The organism is Mucilaginibacter yixingensis (assembly GCF_041080815.1).
Classification (GTDB): Bacteria; Bacteroidota; Bacteroidia; order Sphingobacteriales; family Sphingobacteriaceae; genus Mucilaginibacter; species Mucilaginibacter yixingensis.
This window is the reverse complement of the sequence record NZ_CP160205.1, coordinates 1983715-2001034: the sequence shown is the minus strand read 5'-3', so window position 1 is coordinate 2001034 and position 17320 is coordinate 1983715. Positions and strand designations below refer to the sequence as shown.

The 17320-nt window shown below is 44.3% G+C and carries 9 protein-coding genes and 1 tRNA gene; 2 read left to right on the top strand and 8 right to left on the bottom strand.

Going from position 1 to position 17320, the window contains the following annotated elements; translation table 11 throughout:
* Positions 1-37 precede the first annotated feature (37 nt).
* Positions 38-2587, bottom strand: coding sequence for an alpha-L-arabinofuranosidase C-terminal domain-containing protein (locus ABZR88_RS08055; RefSeq protein ID WP_211309869.1), 2550 nt, complete (start codon positions 2585-2587; stop codon positions 38-40).
* A 74-nt stretch (positions 2588-2661) separates the two neighbouring features.
* Positions 2662-5106 carry a family 43 glycosylhydrolase gene (locus tag ABZR88_RS08050; RefSeq protein ID WP_107830865.1) on the bottom strand — a complete coding sequence of 815 codons (2445 nt, stop codon included), beginning with the start codon at positions 5104-5106 and terminating at the stop codon, positions 2662-2664.
* A 268-nt stretch (positions 5107-5374) separates the two neighbouring features.
* Here ABZR88_RS08050 and ABZR88_RS08045 point away from each other — a divergent pair, with 268 nt between their 5' ends.
* Complete coding sequence (locus ABZR88_RS08045) at positions 5375-6370, top strand: family 43 glycosylhydrolase (RefSeq protein ID WP_369434712.1); 996 nt, start codon at positions 5375-5377, stop codon at positions 6368-6370.
* 71 nt (positions 6371-6441) lie between these two features.
* On the opposite strand, the gene ABZR88_RS08040 is transcribed toward ABZR88_RS08045, so the two are convergent.
* The 6 genes from ABZR88_RS08040 to ABZR88_RS08015 form a co-directional block, all read right to left on the bottom strand.
* Positions 6442-7803, bottom strand: a complete 1362-nt coding sequence (locus tag ABZR88_RS08040; RefSeq protein ID WP_245917108.1) for a glycosyl hydrolase family 28 protein — start codon at positions 7801-7803, stop codon at positions 6442-6444.
* Between the two features lie 287 nt (positions 7804-8090).
* Positions 8091-10508, bottom strand: a complete 2418-nt coding sequence (locus ABZR88_RS08035; protein WP_107830861.1) for a beta-galactosidase — start codon at positions 10506-10508, stop codon at positions 8091-8093.
* A gap of 1149 nt (positions 10509-11657) precedes the next feature.
* The gene (locus tag ABZR88_RS08030) at positions 11658-11921 is read right to left on the bottom strand and encodes a helix-turn-helix domain-containing protein (RefSeq protein ID WP_107830855.1); all 264 of its coding nucleotides are present in this window, start codon (positions 11919-11921) and stop codon (positions 11658-11660) included.
* 132 nt (positions 11922-12053) lie between these two features.
* On the bottom strand, positions 12054-13313 hold the full coding sequence (locus tag ABZR88_RS08025; protein ID WP_107830853.1) for a site-specific integrase: 1260 nt from the start codon (positions 13311-13313) through the stop codon (positions 12054-12056).
* Between the two features lie 248 nt (positions 13314-13561).
* Positions 13562-13651 (bottom strand) — tRNA-Ser (locus ABZR88_RS08020).
* 211 nt (positions 13652-13862) lie between these two features.
* On the bottom strand, positions 13863-15929 hold the full coding sequence (locus tag ABZR88_RS08015) for an HD family phosphohydrolase (RefSeq protein ID WP_245917107.1): 2067 nt from the start codon (positions 15927-15929) through the stop codon (positions 13863-13865).
* Between the two features lie 209 nt (positions 15930-16138).
* On the opposite strand from ABZR88_RS08015, the gene ABZR88_RS08010 reads away from it, so the two are divergent.
* A complete protein-coding gene (locus ABZR88_RS08010; RefSeq protein WP_107830851.1) occupies positions 16139-17317 on the top strand; it encodes an acetyl-CoA C-acyltransferase in 1179 nt (392 codons plus the stop codon).
* Positions 17318-17320: the final 3 nt, after the last annotated feature.

Genomic DNA, 17320 nt, shown 5'->3' with positions numbered 1-17320 from the left:
ATGCAGACCGGGTTGAAAAAACCTAGTTAACAGATCTTTATAACTGCTGATACCTTAATACGGTTAGCGAGTACGCAGGCAGATCCAGGTTGCCAGCTTTATCATCAACAGTTTTTACTGCTGGTCTGGCGGTTTCGCTGGTTGGCGAGCCCGTTAAGGTGGTTTGCGTTAGTTTGCCCTTTGGTATTGCCAGTCCGTTCCAATTGAAAGCGCTTTTAACTGATATCGGTAACAGGTTAATGATCTTAATGATCAGGTCGCCAGATGCGCCGTCTCTTACAACCGAGCAGGCAATGCGCTTGCGTACGTTATCGGTATTGTCAGAAACTTCGAAGCTGTTTGGCACGTAGCTGTTGCCGCTGTTCTCGCCAAATAGTTGCTGTACGTAATAATTTACCGTTGGTTTGACTTCGCGGTTATTAAAGTAAATCAGATCCGGTGTCCATTGTGTGTGATTTTCTTTGGCCAGCAGAGGAGCGTAAGATGCCATTTTAACCACATCTGCATTTCGTTCCAAATTGGTTAGGTACAATGCTTCAGTCAGGGCACTCTCCACATTGCTTTTACGGCCGGGCACATGGGCTGCATACTCGCCCAGATACACTTTTGACGCTTTGCGGTCATAGCCATCATAAAAATCCTGGTTATTGATAAACCAACCGGGCGGCTGATAGTAGTGCTCGTCTACAATTGGTACTTTGAGTTTATTGGCCAATTGCCATCCCTGCTCATAATCGGTTCCCTCAGCAGCTGGCCCAACGGTGCCGATAACCTCTATTTCAGGGTGAACTTTCTTAATGGCATTGTAGATCATCGTAAAGCGTTCCTCAAATACATCGCTAATCAGGTCTTCATTGCCAATGCCTAAGTATTTTAAATGAAATGGCTGTGGGTGCCCTTCATCGGCCCGCACTTTTCCCCACTTGCTGGTGGCAGGGCCGTTGGCATATTCAATCAGATCTAAAATATCCTGGATGTAGGCGCCCATCTCTGTCATGGGCAGCCCGCCTTGCTGTCCCGCCCCTCCTACTGCTGAGTTTTGGCAGGGAACCGCAGCAGCAATAACCGGAACCGGCGCAGCGCCAATATCCTCGCAGAACTGGAAATACTCGTAATAGCCCAAGCCAACGGTTTGGTGGTAGTTCCAGATGTTACGTTGTGGTAGGCGGCTTTCCAGCGGACCGATAGAATTTTTCCAACGGTACATATTGGCTAACCCATCGCCATGAGCTAGGCACCCTCCGGGGAAACGCATAAATCGGGGATGGATGTCGGCAATCGTCTGTGCCAGATCTGCCCGCAGGCCGTTAGGCCGACCTTTAAAGGTGCTTTCCGGAAACAACGAAACCAAATCGAACGCAATTGAACCGGGATGTTTTGGTTTGATTTGCAATACAGCGTGTTCATTGTCTGCTGACGGAACAAGCACAGCCTTGAGGTTTTGCCAGTTGCTGCCACTAACAGAAAGGTCTGTTTGCGCCAATACTTCATTCTTTTCGCTGAGCAGGCTTACGCTGATGTCACCTGCACCTTTCAATAGTTTGGCAAATAAAGACAGTTTGTATCTATCTCCTTTTTTGATGTTGAAGCCATCATATCCCTCGTTAACCAAAGCCGCGCCAGCGGCAGTAGTGTTCAATAGAGCGTAATGCGGATTGTTGGGGTGGATAGGCTTAATGCTGTCGATAGTAAAGCTGGCATTTTCTCCAGATAACTTCCAGGCATAAGAAGGATTCCAGTTTTTATCAAGCGTGAGTTTGTCTGTAGGTTTATACTCAAAATCACGGTTTTGCACCATCTCGGCATACAGGCCGCCGTCGGCAGCGTAGTTCAGGTCTTCAAAAAAGATACCAATCAGCATATCACTAATAGATTTGGTGTTTTGAGGCTGAAGGTTGATGGTTGCAGTTAAAGGTTTCAGGGTTTTATAGGTTTCGGCATCCTTAGCTATGGTTTCTTTGTTCTCTGTTCCTTTAAATTGCTTGGCCTCATAATAATGTTGCAGTTTTTCAACCACACTCCAGGCTACCTTTTTTACCTGCCCGGTTTGTTGCTCCCCATCAACTAAAACTGATTCCCTTGTATCGCGATATTGTGAAGCTGGAATGGACTTCGTCGGACTGAACTTTTTTAAATCAGCAGAAGTAACTACAAAATATTTGTTGTCGCTATCATGATAAAATACGGAATAAAGTTTAGTTTGTTTATTATAGGCCAACAACGGCTCCAGGCAAGCATCGCCACTGTTTATTTTCGGGAAGTTCTGACGTCCCCAATCAATCAGGTCGGCTGACGCGGCGTGCGCAAATACTTTGTCGGTCTCGTTTACGCTCCATACACAATGCCAAAAGTCATCAGGTCCTAACAATAAAGAAGGGCTGAACATTTTCTTCTGCGTCCCCCAGTTTCCGTAATCACAACGCAAAAATCCAAATTCCTGGCCGATCGACCTCCAGTTCTGCTTATCTCGGCTCCAGGCGAAATGTAGTCCTCCGCGTGAAAGATTCGAACTGGTGGTATAAGAAAACAGATAAACAGAATCCTGTTGTTTATTGGCCGCTATAGAAGACTGACAAAGGGCAGCCATACAACCTATGGCTAAAAAAAGCTTTTTATACATCTGAAAGAATTGATTAGGATGATTATGGTGTTTTGTGCCGTCTATTTTTTCTTATTTGCCCAATAGTTGATCAGCGCATCTGCTTCTTCACTAGTCAGATGAACAACGGCTCCATGTTTGGGCGAAGAAAAGTTTGTTGCTTTCATAACGCCATCATTAAAGTGTCCAAGGTCTTTAAAGTTAACAAAGTCTGATGTTTCTGTAAAACCGAAATTGTTTGGAGTAATGCTGTATACATCATACATCAGCACCCACTTATTTTCCCCGATGCGTTTCCACACGGTTGGCGCTTCGCAGGCTTTGGGTTCAAAATCATACCAACGGGCATCATAATTAAAGTTGCCATTGACTTGATCTGATACGGCTTGTTTGATGCCAGCCATGCCATCATGTGCCACATAAAACAGATGATATTTGTCGCCCACTTTGGTCAGATCGCCATCAATAGCGGTAATCTTCTCATCAGGATATTGAAATAACAGTTGTGGGACCGATTCCAGGCGATTATAATCATCATTTACATATACGTAATAAAGCTTGTTGGCCTCGTTTCTGAAGCGCATGGTATAATAGATCATTAACTTGCCTTTCGCCTCGTCATAAATGGTTTCGGGTGCCCATGCACAACCTATTTCGTTAAACTCTGCCGATAGTTCATTGAACCGGATGTTGGTACGGCTCCAATTAATCAAGTCCCATGATTTCATGAGTACCAGGCCACGGTTGTTGCCCCAGCCGTAAATCTTTGCATCACGCTCCCATTCTGTTTCGCGCAGGCCATCACGTTTGGCAAAAACGTGCAGATCTGTCATCGCCAGATAAAATGCGCCATCAGGTCCGCGATAAATGTGGGGGTCTCTGATACCCTTCTGGTCGGCAATAGTATCACCGGCGATGACTGGCTTACCATTGTTAACATCGGTAAACGAGTAGCCATCTTTACTTACGGCCATGTATAAGCCATGCGTTTCATCCTTATGGAAAACCATCAAGTAGGCGCTCATATCCGATTCTTTTGGAACAGCATTTTTGTAGCGAAATTGCTTAAACCTGGCCTGCCCTTTTCCCGCAGACATCAGTCCAATCCGTAACGCATAAAATCCGTGATACTTATTGTGATTCATATCCGCCACATTAATGTTCTCTGCCAACAGTTGCCAATTATTGCCATCCTTACTGGCAAAGAAATTACAGGTATTGCCATGGTTATGGATCTTAAGGAAAAACTGCTTGCCGAATTTATTAGGTAACTTCAATTGCTCATCAGCGTTTTTGTAGATGGTAAATCTATTGCCGTCAGATACCACACCGGCATAAGCCTTTTCATTATAAAACAGCATCAGTCCGGCGGTGTTGCTTTTGCCTGCATTTATAGCTACCTGTGTTTCGTAGTTTTTATCAGTGGCGGTTACCAATAACAATCGTGCATTGGCGGGACTGCTGCCTTTGGCTGCTACTGTTAAACTTTGGTTGGCAATTGTGATGTTTTTCAGTGCATTCTCTTTCCAGAAGGTCCATTGAAGGCCAAGGTTGTTGTGGTCAAAATCATCAGAAAGGGGCATCCCGTTTTTTATGTTTTGCTCGGGGACGATGGGAGTTGCCATTTGTTTAAGCTTTGGCCAGCCATCACTGGTCCATTCTATCGGCTCAATTAATGTTTGCCGCCCTAAGGTATGATAACCTTTGGCATAAGCATGATAAATGATCCACCAGTTGCCGTTAATATCATCAATTAAGGTTCCATGGCCTTTAGACCACCAGTTATCGGTATCGCTGTAAGTATGTACCAGCGGATTGTAGGGCGAGTTTTCCCATGGGCCAAATATGCTCTTAGAACGTGCTACTATGGCCATGTGACTGGTAGCCGGCCCAGCAGTACCACCCTCGGCAGAGGTAAGGTAGAAGTAGCCGTCTTTATGTATCAATTTAGGCGATTCCAAACATTTGCACTCTACCACCCATTTTGACGGGTAGTTCCAGCCATCGTATACTTTCTTTATTTCGCCAACGGTAGCCAGTCCGTCATCGGTTAGTTGGATGTAGTCGCCTTCGTTTGTATACAGGTATCTTTTGCCGTCCTCACCAACAATGTGTCCGGGGTCAATGCCCTTTATTTTCAGGTCTACCGGCTTACTCCATCGGCCTTTAATGTTATCAGCCCAGATTACCCATATGGTTTCTGCAGCGGGGTAATAGATGTAATATCTGCCTTTATATTTCAGCAGATCCGGAGCCATGGCAGAACCCTGGTAATCGGGCATAACCCTTACCAGCGGTTCCCAGTTCATCAGATCCTGCGAGTGCCAAATCAAAAATCCGGGCGCATAGTAAAAAGGAGAATGCGTCATGTAATAATCTTTCCCCTCGCGCATAATGGAGGGATCGGGGTAGTCTCCCGGCATAATGGCCTTTGGATATTGTTGGGCATACAAATTAGGGGCAAATAAAAATCCGCAGATCAGAATCAGGATAAACCGTTTAATCATTTTGTATTTGTTTATAAATCTATTGATAGCGCGCTTACCAAAGCTGGCTATTTAACTTAGACAGCAGAAACCGTAAACCATACTCAAATTACTTATCAAAAACCGTAAGATCGTTTAAATCAATTAAGCGCAAAAATGCTTTGGTTGACTATGCTGAATTTATGCCCCTGAATGGACGATTTTGAACCCGTTAGCGTCGACAGATTCATTTTAACTTGTGCTGTTTATCAATCATTCAAATTACCAATCCAATTTATTAAAGCTAAAAGTGAAGAAACACATTTATTTAATTGCGCTACTGTTTATGACATGCCCTGCTTTTGCGCAATCTACCACGGGCACCCTCGCACCCAAACCTGTTTACCGCGATCCGGTTTTTAACGGCGCGGCCGACCCAACGCTGATCTGGAACCGGACAAAAAAGCAATGGTTTATGTTTTATACCAATCGCCGTGCAACTGATACCACAGATTTTGGGGTATCATGGGTGCATGGTACCGATATTGGCATTGCTACATCTGCCGATGGTGCTGGATGGAAGTACCTGGGCACTGCGAAGATTAATTATAAGCCCGATTCCGGATATACTTACTGGGCGCCTGAGATCATCGAGCACAAAGGTTTATATCATATGTACCTAACCTATGTTCCGGGCGTATTTGCCGATTGGCATCATCCGCGTAATATTATTCATTTGACCAGCAAAAATCTGACGGACTGGAAATTTGAATCGACCTTGCATCTGGTTAATGATAAAGTAATTGACCCCTGCGTTTTACAGCTCCCGGACGGCACCTGGCGCATGTGGTATAATAACGAAGCAGATAAGAAATCTATCTATTATGCGGATAGTCCTGACCTTTACCATTGGACTGACGGCAGCAAGGTCATAGACGACCAACGGGGAGAAGGTCCCAAGACTTTCAAATGGTTAAATCAGTATTGGATGATTACCGATGTTTGGGAGGGTCTGGCGGTTTACTCATCCGCAGATCTGAAGACCTGGACCCGGCAGGAGGGCGGCAATCTGTTAGCCGGAGCGGGCAAGGGTGCCGACGATGGCGTTAAAGGCGGCCATTGTGATGTACGCATCAGCGCTAACGGACGGGCATATCTTTATTATTTTGTACATCCGGGTATCAGGATCAAAGGAAGCCGTTACCAGCAGCAACGGTCGAGCATTCAGGTGGTGGAGTTGAAGTATGAGGATGGAAAGATTGTGTGCGACAGGGATACCCCTACTTACGTGGATTTAGAACCTTAATGGCAAACCGCTCAAAAAGAAAAGCCTCGCTGACTAAACAGCGAGGCTTTTCTTTGGGTGAAGGGGAGAAATCAATCTTTGCTTTCAACAAAGGAGATGCCTGATACATGTTCGCCCACGAAAAAGCCAGCCATATCTGATGTTTTGTACCAGCCGGGTTTGCCGGGCATTTTATCGGTTATAAGTTGCCCATTAATGCGAAGATTATCAAAAACTATATTTTTAATAGTTCTTTGATCGTCATAACCAGCAATGATTGAGGTAAGCGCGTTACTGCCTTTGTAGGATACGTTTTTGAAGATCACGTTCTCTATTCCCCGACCAGGCGAGGTGCAGTATTTGCTGTTAAAGAACACGCGCAGGTTAAGCAGTTGCCCGTGCCTGAAATCCTCTACGCGGATGTTCTCAAAGCGAACGTTTCTGATCAGGTTACTGTCGCCTGCATTTAAACTCATGCATCCCTGGTAATCGTATTGAAACTCCATGTGGTCTAGTATGTCCAGGTTTTCATAAGTCAGGTCTTCGAGTATAACTGGTTTGGGGGTGCTACCGTGCGTACCAATCAATATGGGATGAGCTACATCCGCCCATAAAGTAGAATTCTTCATAACGACGTTCTTACAACCACCTTTGTATGGTCCCCGGGATCCATAGACAGTTGTGCAGTCATCTGAATTCCGGTTAAATACGCCGTCAAACAGGACATTGTTGCTGGATACCACATTCATCCCGTCTCCCCATTGCCAGTAGCTGATCGACTTTATATTTTTAATAGTTACGTTTTCTGAGCCGCCTGTAAAACATTGACCGCAAAAAATCCCCTCAATGAGCACGTTTTTCGACCAGGCTATTTTCACTCCTTTGCCGGGCTCCTGTGTTAACATACCCCTACCCAATACTTTTACATCCGTGACGTTTTGGATCACGATTTGACCGTCAACTACCGCCCCACCGGCAATATAAACAGTTTTACCAGAGGGAACCACTAACCGTCCACCGGCAATCTGGTGATAACCGGGGCCGAAAAAGATCACGTTAGGATCATGCGCGCCGGGGACAACCTCTTCTAATGGATTTGCGAAAAGATGCAGGTTATCAAAAATATTGCCGTTGATCTCTACCGAGATATTAGCAGGCTTGTTCAATTTGAAGAACACGGTTTTGTGATCAACCTGATGTTGAATGTTGTAGGAAAGCGGCCTGATCCTGGCGCTCTCTACCGTCCCCTTATTATAGGTAACGGCAACCTCTACCGTTCCTGAAAAATCAAAATAAGCCATTGAAGAGTTTTGCTCTGCGTGACGGGCATCAACGACTTTATCAACATTGATCAGATATACCGGCAAATCCTGCCATTTGCCTCCCGGCACTCTCACCTTTATGGCAAACGATTTATTCTGCGCTACACCAGCAGGCGCAGAATAAACCTTCAAAATATTTTCAGCCTGTCCCTTACTTATCAGGACAGAAAGAAAAAGTATAACGATTAGAGGTGTACGAATTGTTAGGTTCTTTTTTAAATATCTCATATTACTTAGTTACATTTCACTACGGACATGAACTAAGACAACCGGATATATTCGTCATACTCAACAAGCCTTGCTGCGGGTAAATTGTATTACTAAAGTTACAAAAGTCATCTTCGGCAGTAAACGAGAAACGCAAGCCGAACCCATAGAAATTCTGCAACAAAGGGTGTGGCGGCATCTTCTATGAGTGCTTAACGAAATTCTGCAAAAGCATTGTCCGGAACAATTTGAACATCCTGGATGCACACATCTTTGTCAAGTGGTCGTAGATTCAAAGCGATCGTATTAACTTTTCCGACACCATAATTTAACCATGTTTCCGGAATGTAGAAATCATGCTGCGGGCCAACTTGCCAGTAGCGCCCCAGACATTGACCATTAATATATATGAAGCCATTGCCCATCGCCTCTAAATGCAAATGCCATGGCACCCAAACGCCTGGCTTTGGTGTTGGCAACTCGAACTGCATTCGATACCAGGTCAGCAGCGATTGTGGAACAGAACCGAGACTTTGCTTAAAGGTTGCAGGCTTCCAGCCATGACCTATACCTGTTGCCCCACGTGAAATAGCTTCACCGACGGTACGCTCTTTGCCCAATGATCCACCTTGTGCAAATTGCAACGGCACACTGTCATTTGCTCCTTTAACAGACAACAGACCGTAAGTCCCACCTGTTTCCATCCCTTTCGGTCCGTTACGATGGCCGTGTTTATCATGAATCACTATCAGTTCGTTGGCATCCGGAGGCAGCGTAAAACTAAAATGTTTATGATCCGGGCTGACGGTTACAGGTAGCATCTTCGCGCCAGCACTACCGGAGATCTCGTCTTTTGGCTGGACCTCTATATCTATAGTTGCACCAGCATTGCCGCGAATGCGGTAGTATATAAAGTGACTATCCAGCACCGCATGCGCCTCGATCAGTTCATTCGGTTTAAGCGATGTCCAGGCGGATGGCACCGGATCGGTGAGCCGTTCCAGGTTTTTGACCTGAACTGATGATGATAAATCAGTTGGGCGCTTAACTGCTGGTGCAGGTTTGGGCAGCCATTCTCCCTTACGGGTATCGGTCTCACCGGCCGGCAGGTAAAGTACCAATGAGCCAAAAGCCTCCAGATCATATTCGAATGAAAACTCCGCGCCACCTTGCTCTTTTACCTCAGCTAGTCCGGTACTTCGGCCACTGTGATTGTCAGTCCGAACAAAGAAATAGCGACTGCCATCGGAGGCCTGACGCTCTGCTACCGTCACATCGTCATGTGTAGTCTTCGAATTCACTTCGACCAAGCGAGCACGTACAAGTTTCTCCCCATGTTCCCGGATCATTTCACCAAGCGCCTTAACGCTTTGGTAACGTGCATCAACACCCCCATGTTCCCGGATCGGTGCAGCGTAATCATAGGTGGTAGTAATGTTATAACCTCCCCAGTCGTCGAAATTGGTACCTCCAAACAACATATAATAATTGGTGATCGTCTCGCCCATCTGCCAGGCACAAAGCGTGATATTCTGAATCTGTGTAGCGGTGAGCCCCTCCTGTTGATCGCTCAATTTACCGCCCACTACCGACAGCCAGCCACCCTGAAGTTCAGTTGTGGACAAAGGGGCGTTAGGCTGCTCTCTGCGCAATTTTGGAATTTCTTTGCCAAGTTCTTTGGTCACGTTCCAGCGTGGGTAAAAGTTACAGCTGTCAAAAATCTGCTGAAGTATCGGATCTTTGGATCCTCGAACTTGTTTTGTCCAGCAAGTAATGAAGGGCACATCAATCCCGCCAGCTCGTGCAAAGCGCGCAAGCGCCTTGAGCTGACCAATTTTTATATCATCAGCAAAACTTGCCGAATCATATTCATTTTCCAATTGAAACAAAATAACACCTGGCTTACCTGGCGCCTTCCGCGTGATCTGGTGTTTCGCGATAATTGGGCATACCGCATCAAACCAATGTTTCGTCCACATTAAAAAAATCGGATCGTCCGACCGCATCCAGCCATCTGGGTGTAGTGGTTTGGCCGGCGTTTTCAGTGCGCTCAGCCATAAAGGAAACCCTCCATTATCCCATTCTGCACAGATATAGGGGCCGGGCCTAACAATCACGTTGAAACCAAACTCTTCTGCCATGGTCAACCATTCGTCCAGATCCTTTAATTTTTCAATTTTTGAAAAATCTCTGGGAGAATCAGGCATTAATCGTTCGTGCCAGTTCCAGGGCGTGTAAGTTTCAACTGTATTGAAATGGGCTTCTTTAATTTTTTGAAAACGATCGCGCCAGAGTTCCTTTGGACAGCGGAAATAATGAAACGCACCGCTATAGATAAAAGTATCTTTTTCATCGATTGTCAAACACATCGCATCGTAACGAATGCGTTCCGAATGGGGCAACCCACCATTATCAAAACCATAAGCTCCAAATGAGCGGAAAGCAGCTACACCTGCTAAGGCAAGACTTCCATTTTTCAAGAAAACACGTCGGTTCATAGTAAAAGACAAATTGGTTAAAAGACAGCAATCTTTTGAATCCATACTCAATTTCATTGCTTTTTTATTCTTTTTCGTAACTCCAATCCACAAAGAACGGAGAGTCAAGCTCAAAGCAAATTGCGCCCCCATCGGGGATACTGTTTTGGCAAAAGTGTGCCGGGCCAAATGGGTGGTGGTATTTTTAAAGATGTCACACTGATAGGCAATGTCTTTTCACGTCAAGTGCATACCCAAAGTTCGTCTTTCGACTGTTACGAGAGCTATCGTTCCGGATTCGCGGACGAAAAGCTACTGAAGATGGTGTTGGATTTCATCGATCAGCGTATGGCCCACTCAACTATGAGCATACAGGACATCGGCTATAAAGTGGGACTGAGCCAATGTCAGCTTTATCGAAAGATGAAGACATTAACCGGCTAAAGTACTGTTGATCTCGTCAGGCAAATCAGGTCGACAAGGGCGCAGGAATTACTCAGCTCAAAGAAAAACAATGTTTTCGACGTGTGCTATAAATAGGATTTGCTGATGCCGATTACTTTAGGCGATGCTTTAAAACACAGTTCGGCTTTTCTCCTTCAACCTATCACAAAACGCCAGGCAACTCAGGTCAAAACAAAAAACAACATTGATATGTTGGCAATTCCAACATCGATTAACTAACTGATTTTCACTTACTAATAAACAACAACTAGCGACTACTGTTCCACCTCTTAGATTTAGATAATCAAATATCCTCTACACTCTAATCCCTTTACATCAGATCATTTTCTATTATTGAGCACCCTCGCAAAAAGCTCTAAAAATTCCAAAAGCTGTTCAAATGATTGCTCCCCATCGGTATGGCAGACGATCGTAAAAACCTTTGAAATATCATAATTTTCGGTTCAAAGAAAGCCCGGTAAGTTTGTTATACATTATGCTCAAAATATCTTATCTGCAAAAACCAAGGTGCAATCACTCCTGGAAGTCCAAATCTTCTTGCCGTCTAAATCTATTACTTTCATTTCAGTATCACTACGCTGCCCATTAATCTATTATAGGAAGGGCGATAAACAAGATAGCCAAGGCCAATCAGATCTTTTAGAATTTTATGATAACTCGCTATTGATTTGATCTTTGCGAGCCTCATTACTTCCGCTCTAGTAATCCGGAAAGAGCCCTGGCATCCCCTTTCTTTCCACAAGTATAACAATATCATATAGAGTGTAAAATGAAGTGTTGTAAGGCATCGATCAGCGTCTTGCTTTTCTATAAATCTTTTAAATTCACGATCAACTGTCATCGGTCTCCCCTTTCCATAATAGAGTCGATATCAGCTTTTTTGTAATAGAAGATTCCCCCAACTTTGGTATATTTCAAGCTACCGGCAACTCTCAAATTTTGTAAGGTGTTCGGTGAAATATTTAACATTTTCCTAACCTGATTACTCCTGATCCATTCTGAATCAGTAGACCTTTCACGGCCAAGAAGCTTTTTTATTTCATTGATCAGGTCTTTCTTAAATACTTCAAGATCTTCCCTTGTGATAATCTCAACTGCCATAATTTTTTTTCAAAGCTCCACGCATTTCGCTAAATGATTTCACCAGCTTTTCGGAAGTACCGATAAAAATCAGACGCTGAAAAACAAAAAAGCCCCAAAAGGGGCTCTGTCGGGATTTCTGTTATTGAGATATCAGTTCTTTTTTCCGGCTATCTGTTCATCACTAATAAATTTCGTCTTTGTAAGCCGCTTTTTTAGTTCAGCCATATCCTCATTGATCTTCATGCCAGTGATTTTCGCGTAATGCAAAGTTTGCCGCATACTCTTATGTCCCATCATATCCTTAATAGACTCTAAAGGAACTTTGTTAGCCAATGTTACGGTAGTACCAAACGTATGTCTTGCTACGTGCGTTTTCAAATCTTTTTGAATACCGCAGATCGTTGCGATCTCTTTTAGATAACTGTTATATTTTTGATTGGACAGAACAGGAAGCATCTGATCTTTTGCGATACATTCAGGATCTCCTTTATACTTCTTCAAAATAGTCTTAGTGATGGGCAGCAGGGGTATTAATGACGGTGTGCCGGTTTTCTGTCGTCCTTTATAAACCCTTAATTCACCGTCAACTCCGATAGATACTTCTGATTTTTTTAGCTTTTTGACGTCAGCGAAAGCAAGGCCTGTAAAACAGCAAAAGATAAAAACGTCGCGAACCCGGCTGAGTCTCTCATTAGGGATCTCCTTTTCAGCGATCGCCTGAATTTCTTCTTTGATCAGGAAAGTGGTGTCGACTTCTTCCCTTGTCTCGTCAAATTTCACAAAAGGGTCAGACCTCAGCCAAGCGTTATCTACACAAGAGATAACGATCTTCTTCATATTAGCAATATTCTTAAGCGCACTGTTATGCCCGAGATTTTTGATTGTTCGATACCAATGGTACAAACCTTTAATAAACTCCAGATCAAGCGCGAGGATGTTAATTTCATCCATCTGGTATTGCGAACGCAAGTAGGCTGTAGTGTGCTTGTAACTCGTATTAAAATTTGTCCATGTACCTTTGGCCACTCCTTTTCCGATCATCTTTTCCATATCATCATTGTGCTTCTTGAATAGCGCCATCAGGCCGCGTTTGCGTTGCTCATTGCCCGACAATATATCAATCAGTTGCAATGATGTAATTACCTTTCCCTGTTCAACAAGATCTTTTTTAGCTGCATAAACCTTGTTTTGAAGTATATCCAGGTATTCGTTCAATGCCCGGGCATCCTCCTTCGTTCCGAGCGCCCGGTTTTTTTTCGCATCCCAACGGGATGGTTCCCAATTCCGCTTGGCGGACATTTCCTTTGGCACCCCGTCTACCGTAATTCTGAGATAGACATACATCGGGCCTCTTTCATAATTTCTTGGCTTTTTCAGAAAAAACAATAAACCAAAGCTGTTCTCTAACATAACGACATCAATTAAATGGTTAATAAATATCGAAATGCAGCTATTGAGTTACAAGATGTTCACGAAATGAACTAGATGTGAATCAACAAGTTACCCCTGTTTTAGTGCGTCTTTTTTCTCGCAGAAAAGACGCACTGAATGACGCACTAAAACTATGCGAATCCGGACATATTTTGACGTTTTCGTTAAAACAAAAAAGCCTGTAAATACATGATTTACAGGCTTTTGATAGTTTTTGATTGATTATCTGGCGGTGAGGGAGGGATTCGAACCCTCGGTACAGTTTCCCGTACGTCAGTTTAGCAAACTGATCCTTTCGGCCTCTCAGGCACCTCACCGTTTTAAAAACGTGTTTCGTTTTTGGGTTTGCAAATATAGTAATTAGGCACACCCGTCAAAACAATTTTTTCTTTTTTAGGCGATAGTTTTTTGAGTTAATTTCAGTTGGTGAAGTGAGTGGTTGGTTTTCAGTATTTTACTCCAGTACTACTCCGAAAAATATTTTTTTCTTTACCCCCGCATTCTCCATTTATCGCGCAAAATCCACCACTAATAATCAATCCTGACGTGATAAATGCTCATCAGCATCTTTTTAAAGATTGCTTTTATGGTCTCAATATCTTTCAGCGTGATGTTGCTATCGTTCAATTGTCCCTGATTTAGCTTGTAACTCACAATACGATCTACCAGATCATTAATAGACTGCGCATCGGGCTCTTTCAGCGAGCGTGAGGCCGCTTCTACCGAATCGGCCAGCATCAGCACGCCTGTTTCTTTAGAGAACGGTATAGGCCCTGGATAACGGAACACTTTCTCGTCTACCAATTTTTCGGGGAAATTTTTGAGGAACGATTGGTAAAAATAATCCACACGTGTATCGCCATGGTGCGTACGGATGAAATCGACCACAATTTCAGGCAGTTTAGCTTTACGTGCCATCTCTATACCGTTAACCACGTGGCGGATGATAATCTGCGCGCTTTCTTCATACGAGAGTTTATCATGCGGGTTATACCCCGAACTCTGATTCTCGATAAAATAAAGCGGATTCTCCATCTTACCTATATCATGGTACAACGCCCCTGCCCTTACCAGCAAAGCATTACCGCCAATAGTATAAATAGCGTTCTCGGCCAGGTTAGCCACTTGCAGCGAGTGCTGAAAGGTGCCTGGTGCATTAAACGCCAGCTGGCGCAACAGCGGCGCATTGGTATTGGTAAGCTCAATAAGTGTGATATCTGAGGTGATACGGAACACCTGCTCAAAGGCATAGATAAGCGGATAAGCCAGCAAGGTAAGCACCACGCTACCCACAAACGGAAAGAAATCCATCCAGTCGATCCCCAGAAAAGTTCCCTCGCGGATAAACGTAATGCCCAGGAAGGATACAAAATAGGTAAACGTAATGATGAGTGCCGACCACAGAAACTGATCCCGGCGTGAAAGGTATTTGATACTATAAATAGATACCATACCGGCCGTAATTTCAAAATAGGCAAACTCAAAACTGTTGGGTACAAAGAAACCGGCAATCAGCACCACCAGCAAGTGGATATTGAGCGCCAGGCGCGTATCAAACAAAATGCGGATGATGATAGGAACGATACAATACGGTATATAATAGATATTAAACTGCTGGATTTTGATAGACCACGACAGCGTGCCCAGCATGGCCGTAACTACCAGTAATATCAGGCCAACCAAACGGTTGTCATGATAAATATCTTTACGAAACAGGTACAAAAACACAACCAGTAAGGCCACCGCAATGCTTACCAGCATAAATTGCCCCAGTAATACCAGATACGGGTTACCGTTTACGCGGGCATTATCTTCAAAAGCACTTTTATATGATTCCAGCTTTTGATAAACATCATCGTTTATTACAGATCCTTTTGCTACAATTACCTCATTCTTTTGCACCATACCACGGGTAAGCGACAGGCCTTCTAACACCTCCTTCTCCAGGCGGGCCGTCAACCGATCATCATAAGCAAGATTTTGCTGCAACCGGTTTTGAATAAGCCCCAGTAAAAAGTTCTTGTCTGCATCCTTTAAACCGTTCAATTGCTGGCCGGCATAGGCAATAGCATGTTCACGAGTGTAGGTCTCTGCAGTATTTTTATCTGTAGCAACATTGTGGTCAAGAATGGTGATAGGATAGTTTTCATTCCCATGCTGGTATTTAGCAATCAGCGTGAGCACTCCTTTGTCGTAAATGTTTTTCAGCAAATCATAGCCCATTTGCTGATAGCGGTCTTTCAACCGCTCACTAATACCCGCATCATGCCACTTAATCTCAAAATCGTTTTTGTAGCCGTTCAGTTGATCGTTAGCTACACTTTCATCTAACTGATAAATTGGGGTAATGCTGCGCAGGGCGGCTTCCTGATCGGCAGCCATTTCCTGACTGGTTTTCAGGATGGCAAAGTTGTAGGGCGATATCAGATCTTTCTGACTCCAGATCCTACCCTTCTCATATTCATATCTGAATTTGGCTTGCTTGGGCAGCGTCCAAACTATTAAACAAACACTCAGCAACATCATAAAATATTTGACGTTGCGGTTGTATTTACGCAGCAATGCCTTTTGGCGTGATACCGTTAGTGTAGCCATTTATATGATAAAATCCATCAAAAATACGCTTTTTTGGTGAGTGGTGAATAGTTGATTAAGTGAGTAGTTAATTAATTGTTTCGATTGCCATCTATTTATTTTTATAAGACGACCATTCACTTAATAAACTCCATCAACTACTAACTATTGCCGGTTTAACTTTACCACAAAAACCCTAAATTGCATTGCCAATTACTTAAGAAACTCAAATGAAAGACGTAGTTATTGTTAGTGCTACCCGCACACCTATTGGTGCGTTTGGCGGTTCACTGTCTGGGCTTAGTGCCACGCAGTTAGGTGCCATAGCTATAAAAAGCGCTGTAGAGCGTTCTGGCTTAAAACCAGATCAGATTCAGGAAGTTTATTTCGGCAACGTTATGTCGGCCAACCTAGGTCAGGCACCGGCAACGCAGGCAGCAAAGTTTGCCGGATTACCGGATCTGCCCGCAACAACCATCAATAAAGTATGCGCATCGGGCATGAAAGCCATTATGCTGGCGGCACAAAGTATAGCCCTTGGACAGAACGACATTGTAGTAGCAGGTGGTATGGAAAGCATGAGCAATGTACCCTACTACCTGGATAAGGCCCGCAATGGTTACCGTTTAGGTCACGGCCAGGTAACCGACGGATTAGTAAAAGACGGTCTGTGGGATGTTTATAACGATTACCACATGGGCTCGGCCGCAGAGTTGTGCGCGGTGGAATGTAATATTAGTCGCGAGGAACAAGACGCTTATGCCATAGAATCCTACAAGCGCTCGCAACAAGCACAAGCCGAAGGGCGTTTTAATGAGGAGATTACTCCGGTTGAAATTAAAGACAAAAAAGGTGAAGTAACGTTGGTGACAGAAGACGAGGATGTCCAAAATGTAAAATTCGACAAGATTCCAACACTCAAGCCAGTCTTTAAAAAAGACGGAACCATAACAGCCGCTAACGCTTCAACCTTAAATGATGGCGCCACGGCATTGGTACTGATGAGTAAAGATAAAGCCGATGAGTTGGGCATCACTCCCCTGGCCCGCGTAATTGCTTATGCCGACGCCCAGCAGGCGCCCGAGTGGTTTACTACAGCGCCGTCGAAAGCACTGCCGCTGGCCTTGCACCGGGCGAACCTATCTTCAGATGAGATTGATTATTTTGAGATCAATGAGGCTTTCTCGGTGGTTTCCATTGCCAATAATCAGATCCTCAAACTAAATCCTGCTAAAGTAAACGTTAACGGCGGAGCAGTATCGCTGGGGCATCCGCTGGGGGCGTCCGGCGCGCGTATTGTGGTTACGTTATTGCATGTATTGCAGCAAAATAAAGGCAAATATGGCGCAGCCGGCATCTGTAATGGCGGCGGTGGTGCAAGTGCAATTGTTATAGAAAATATGCGTTAATAG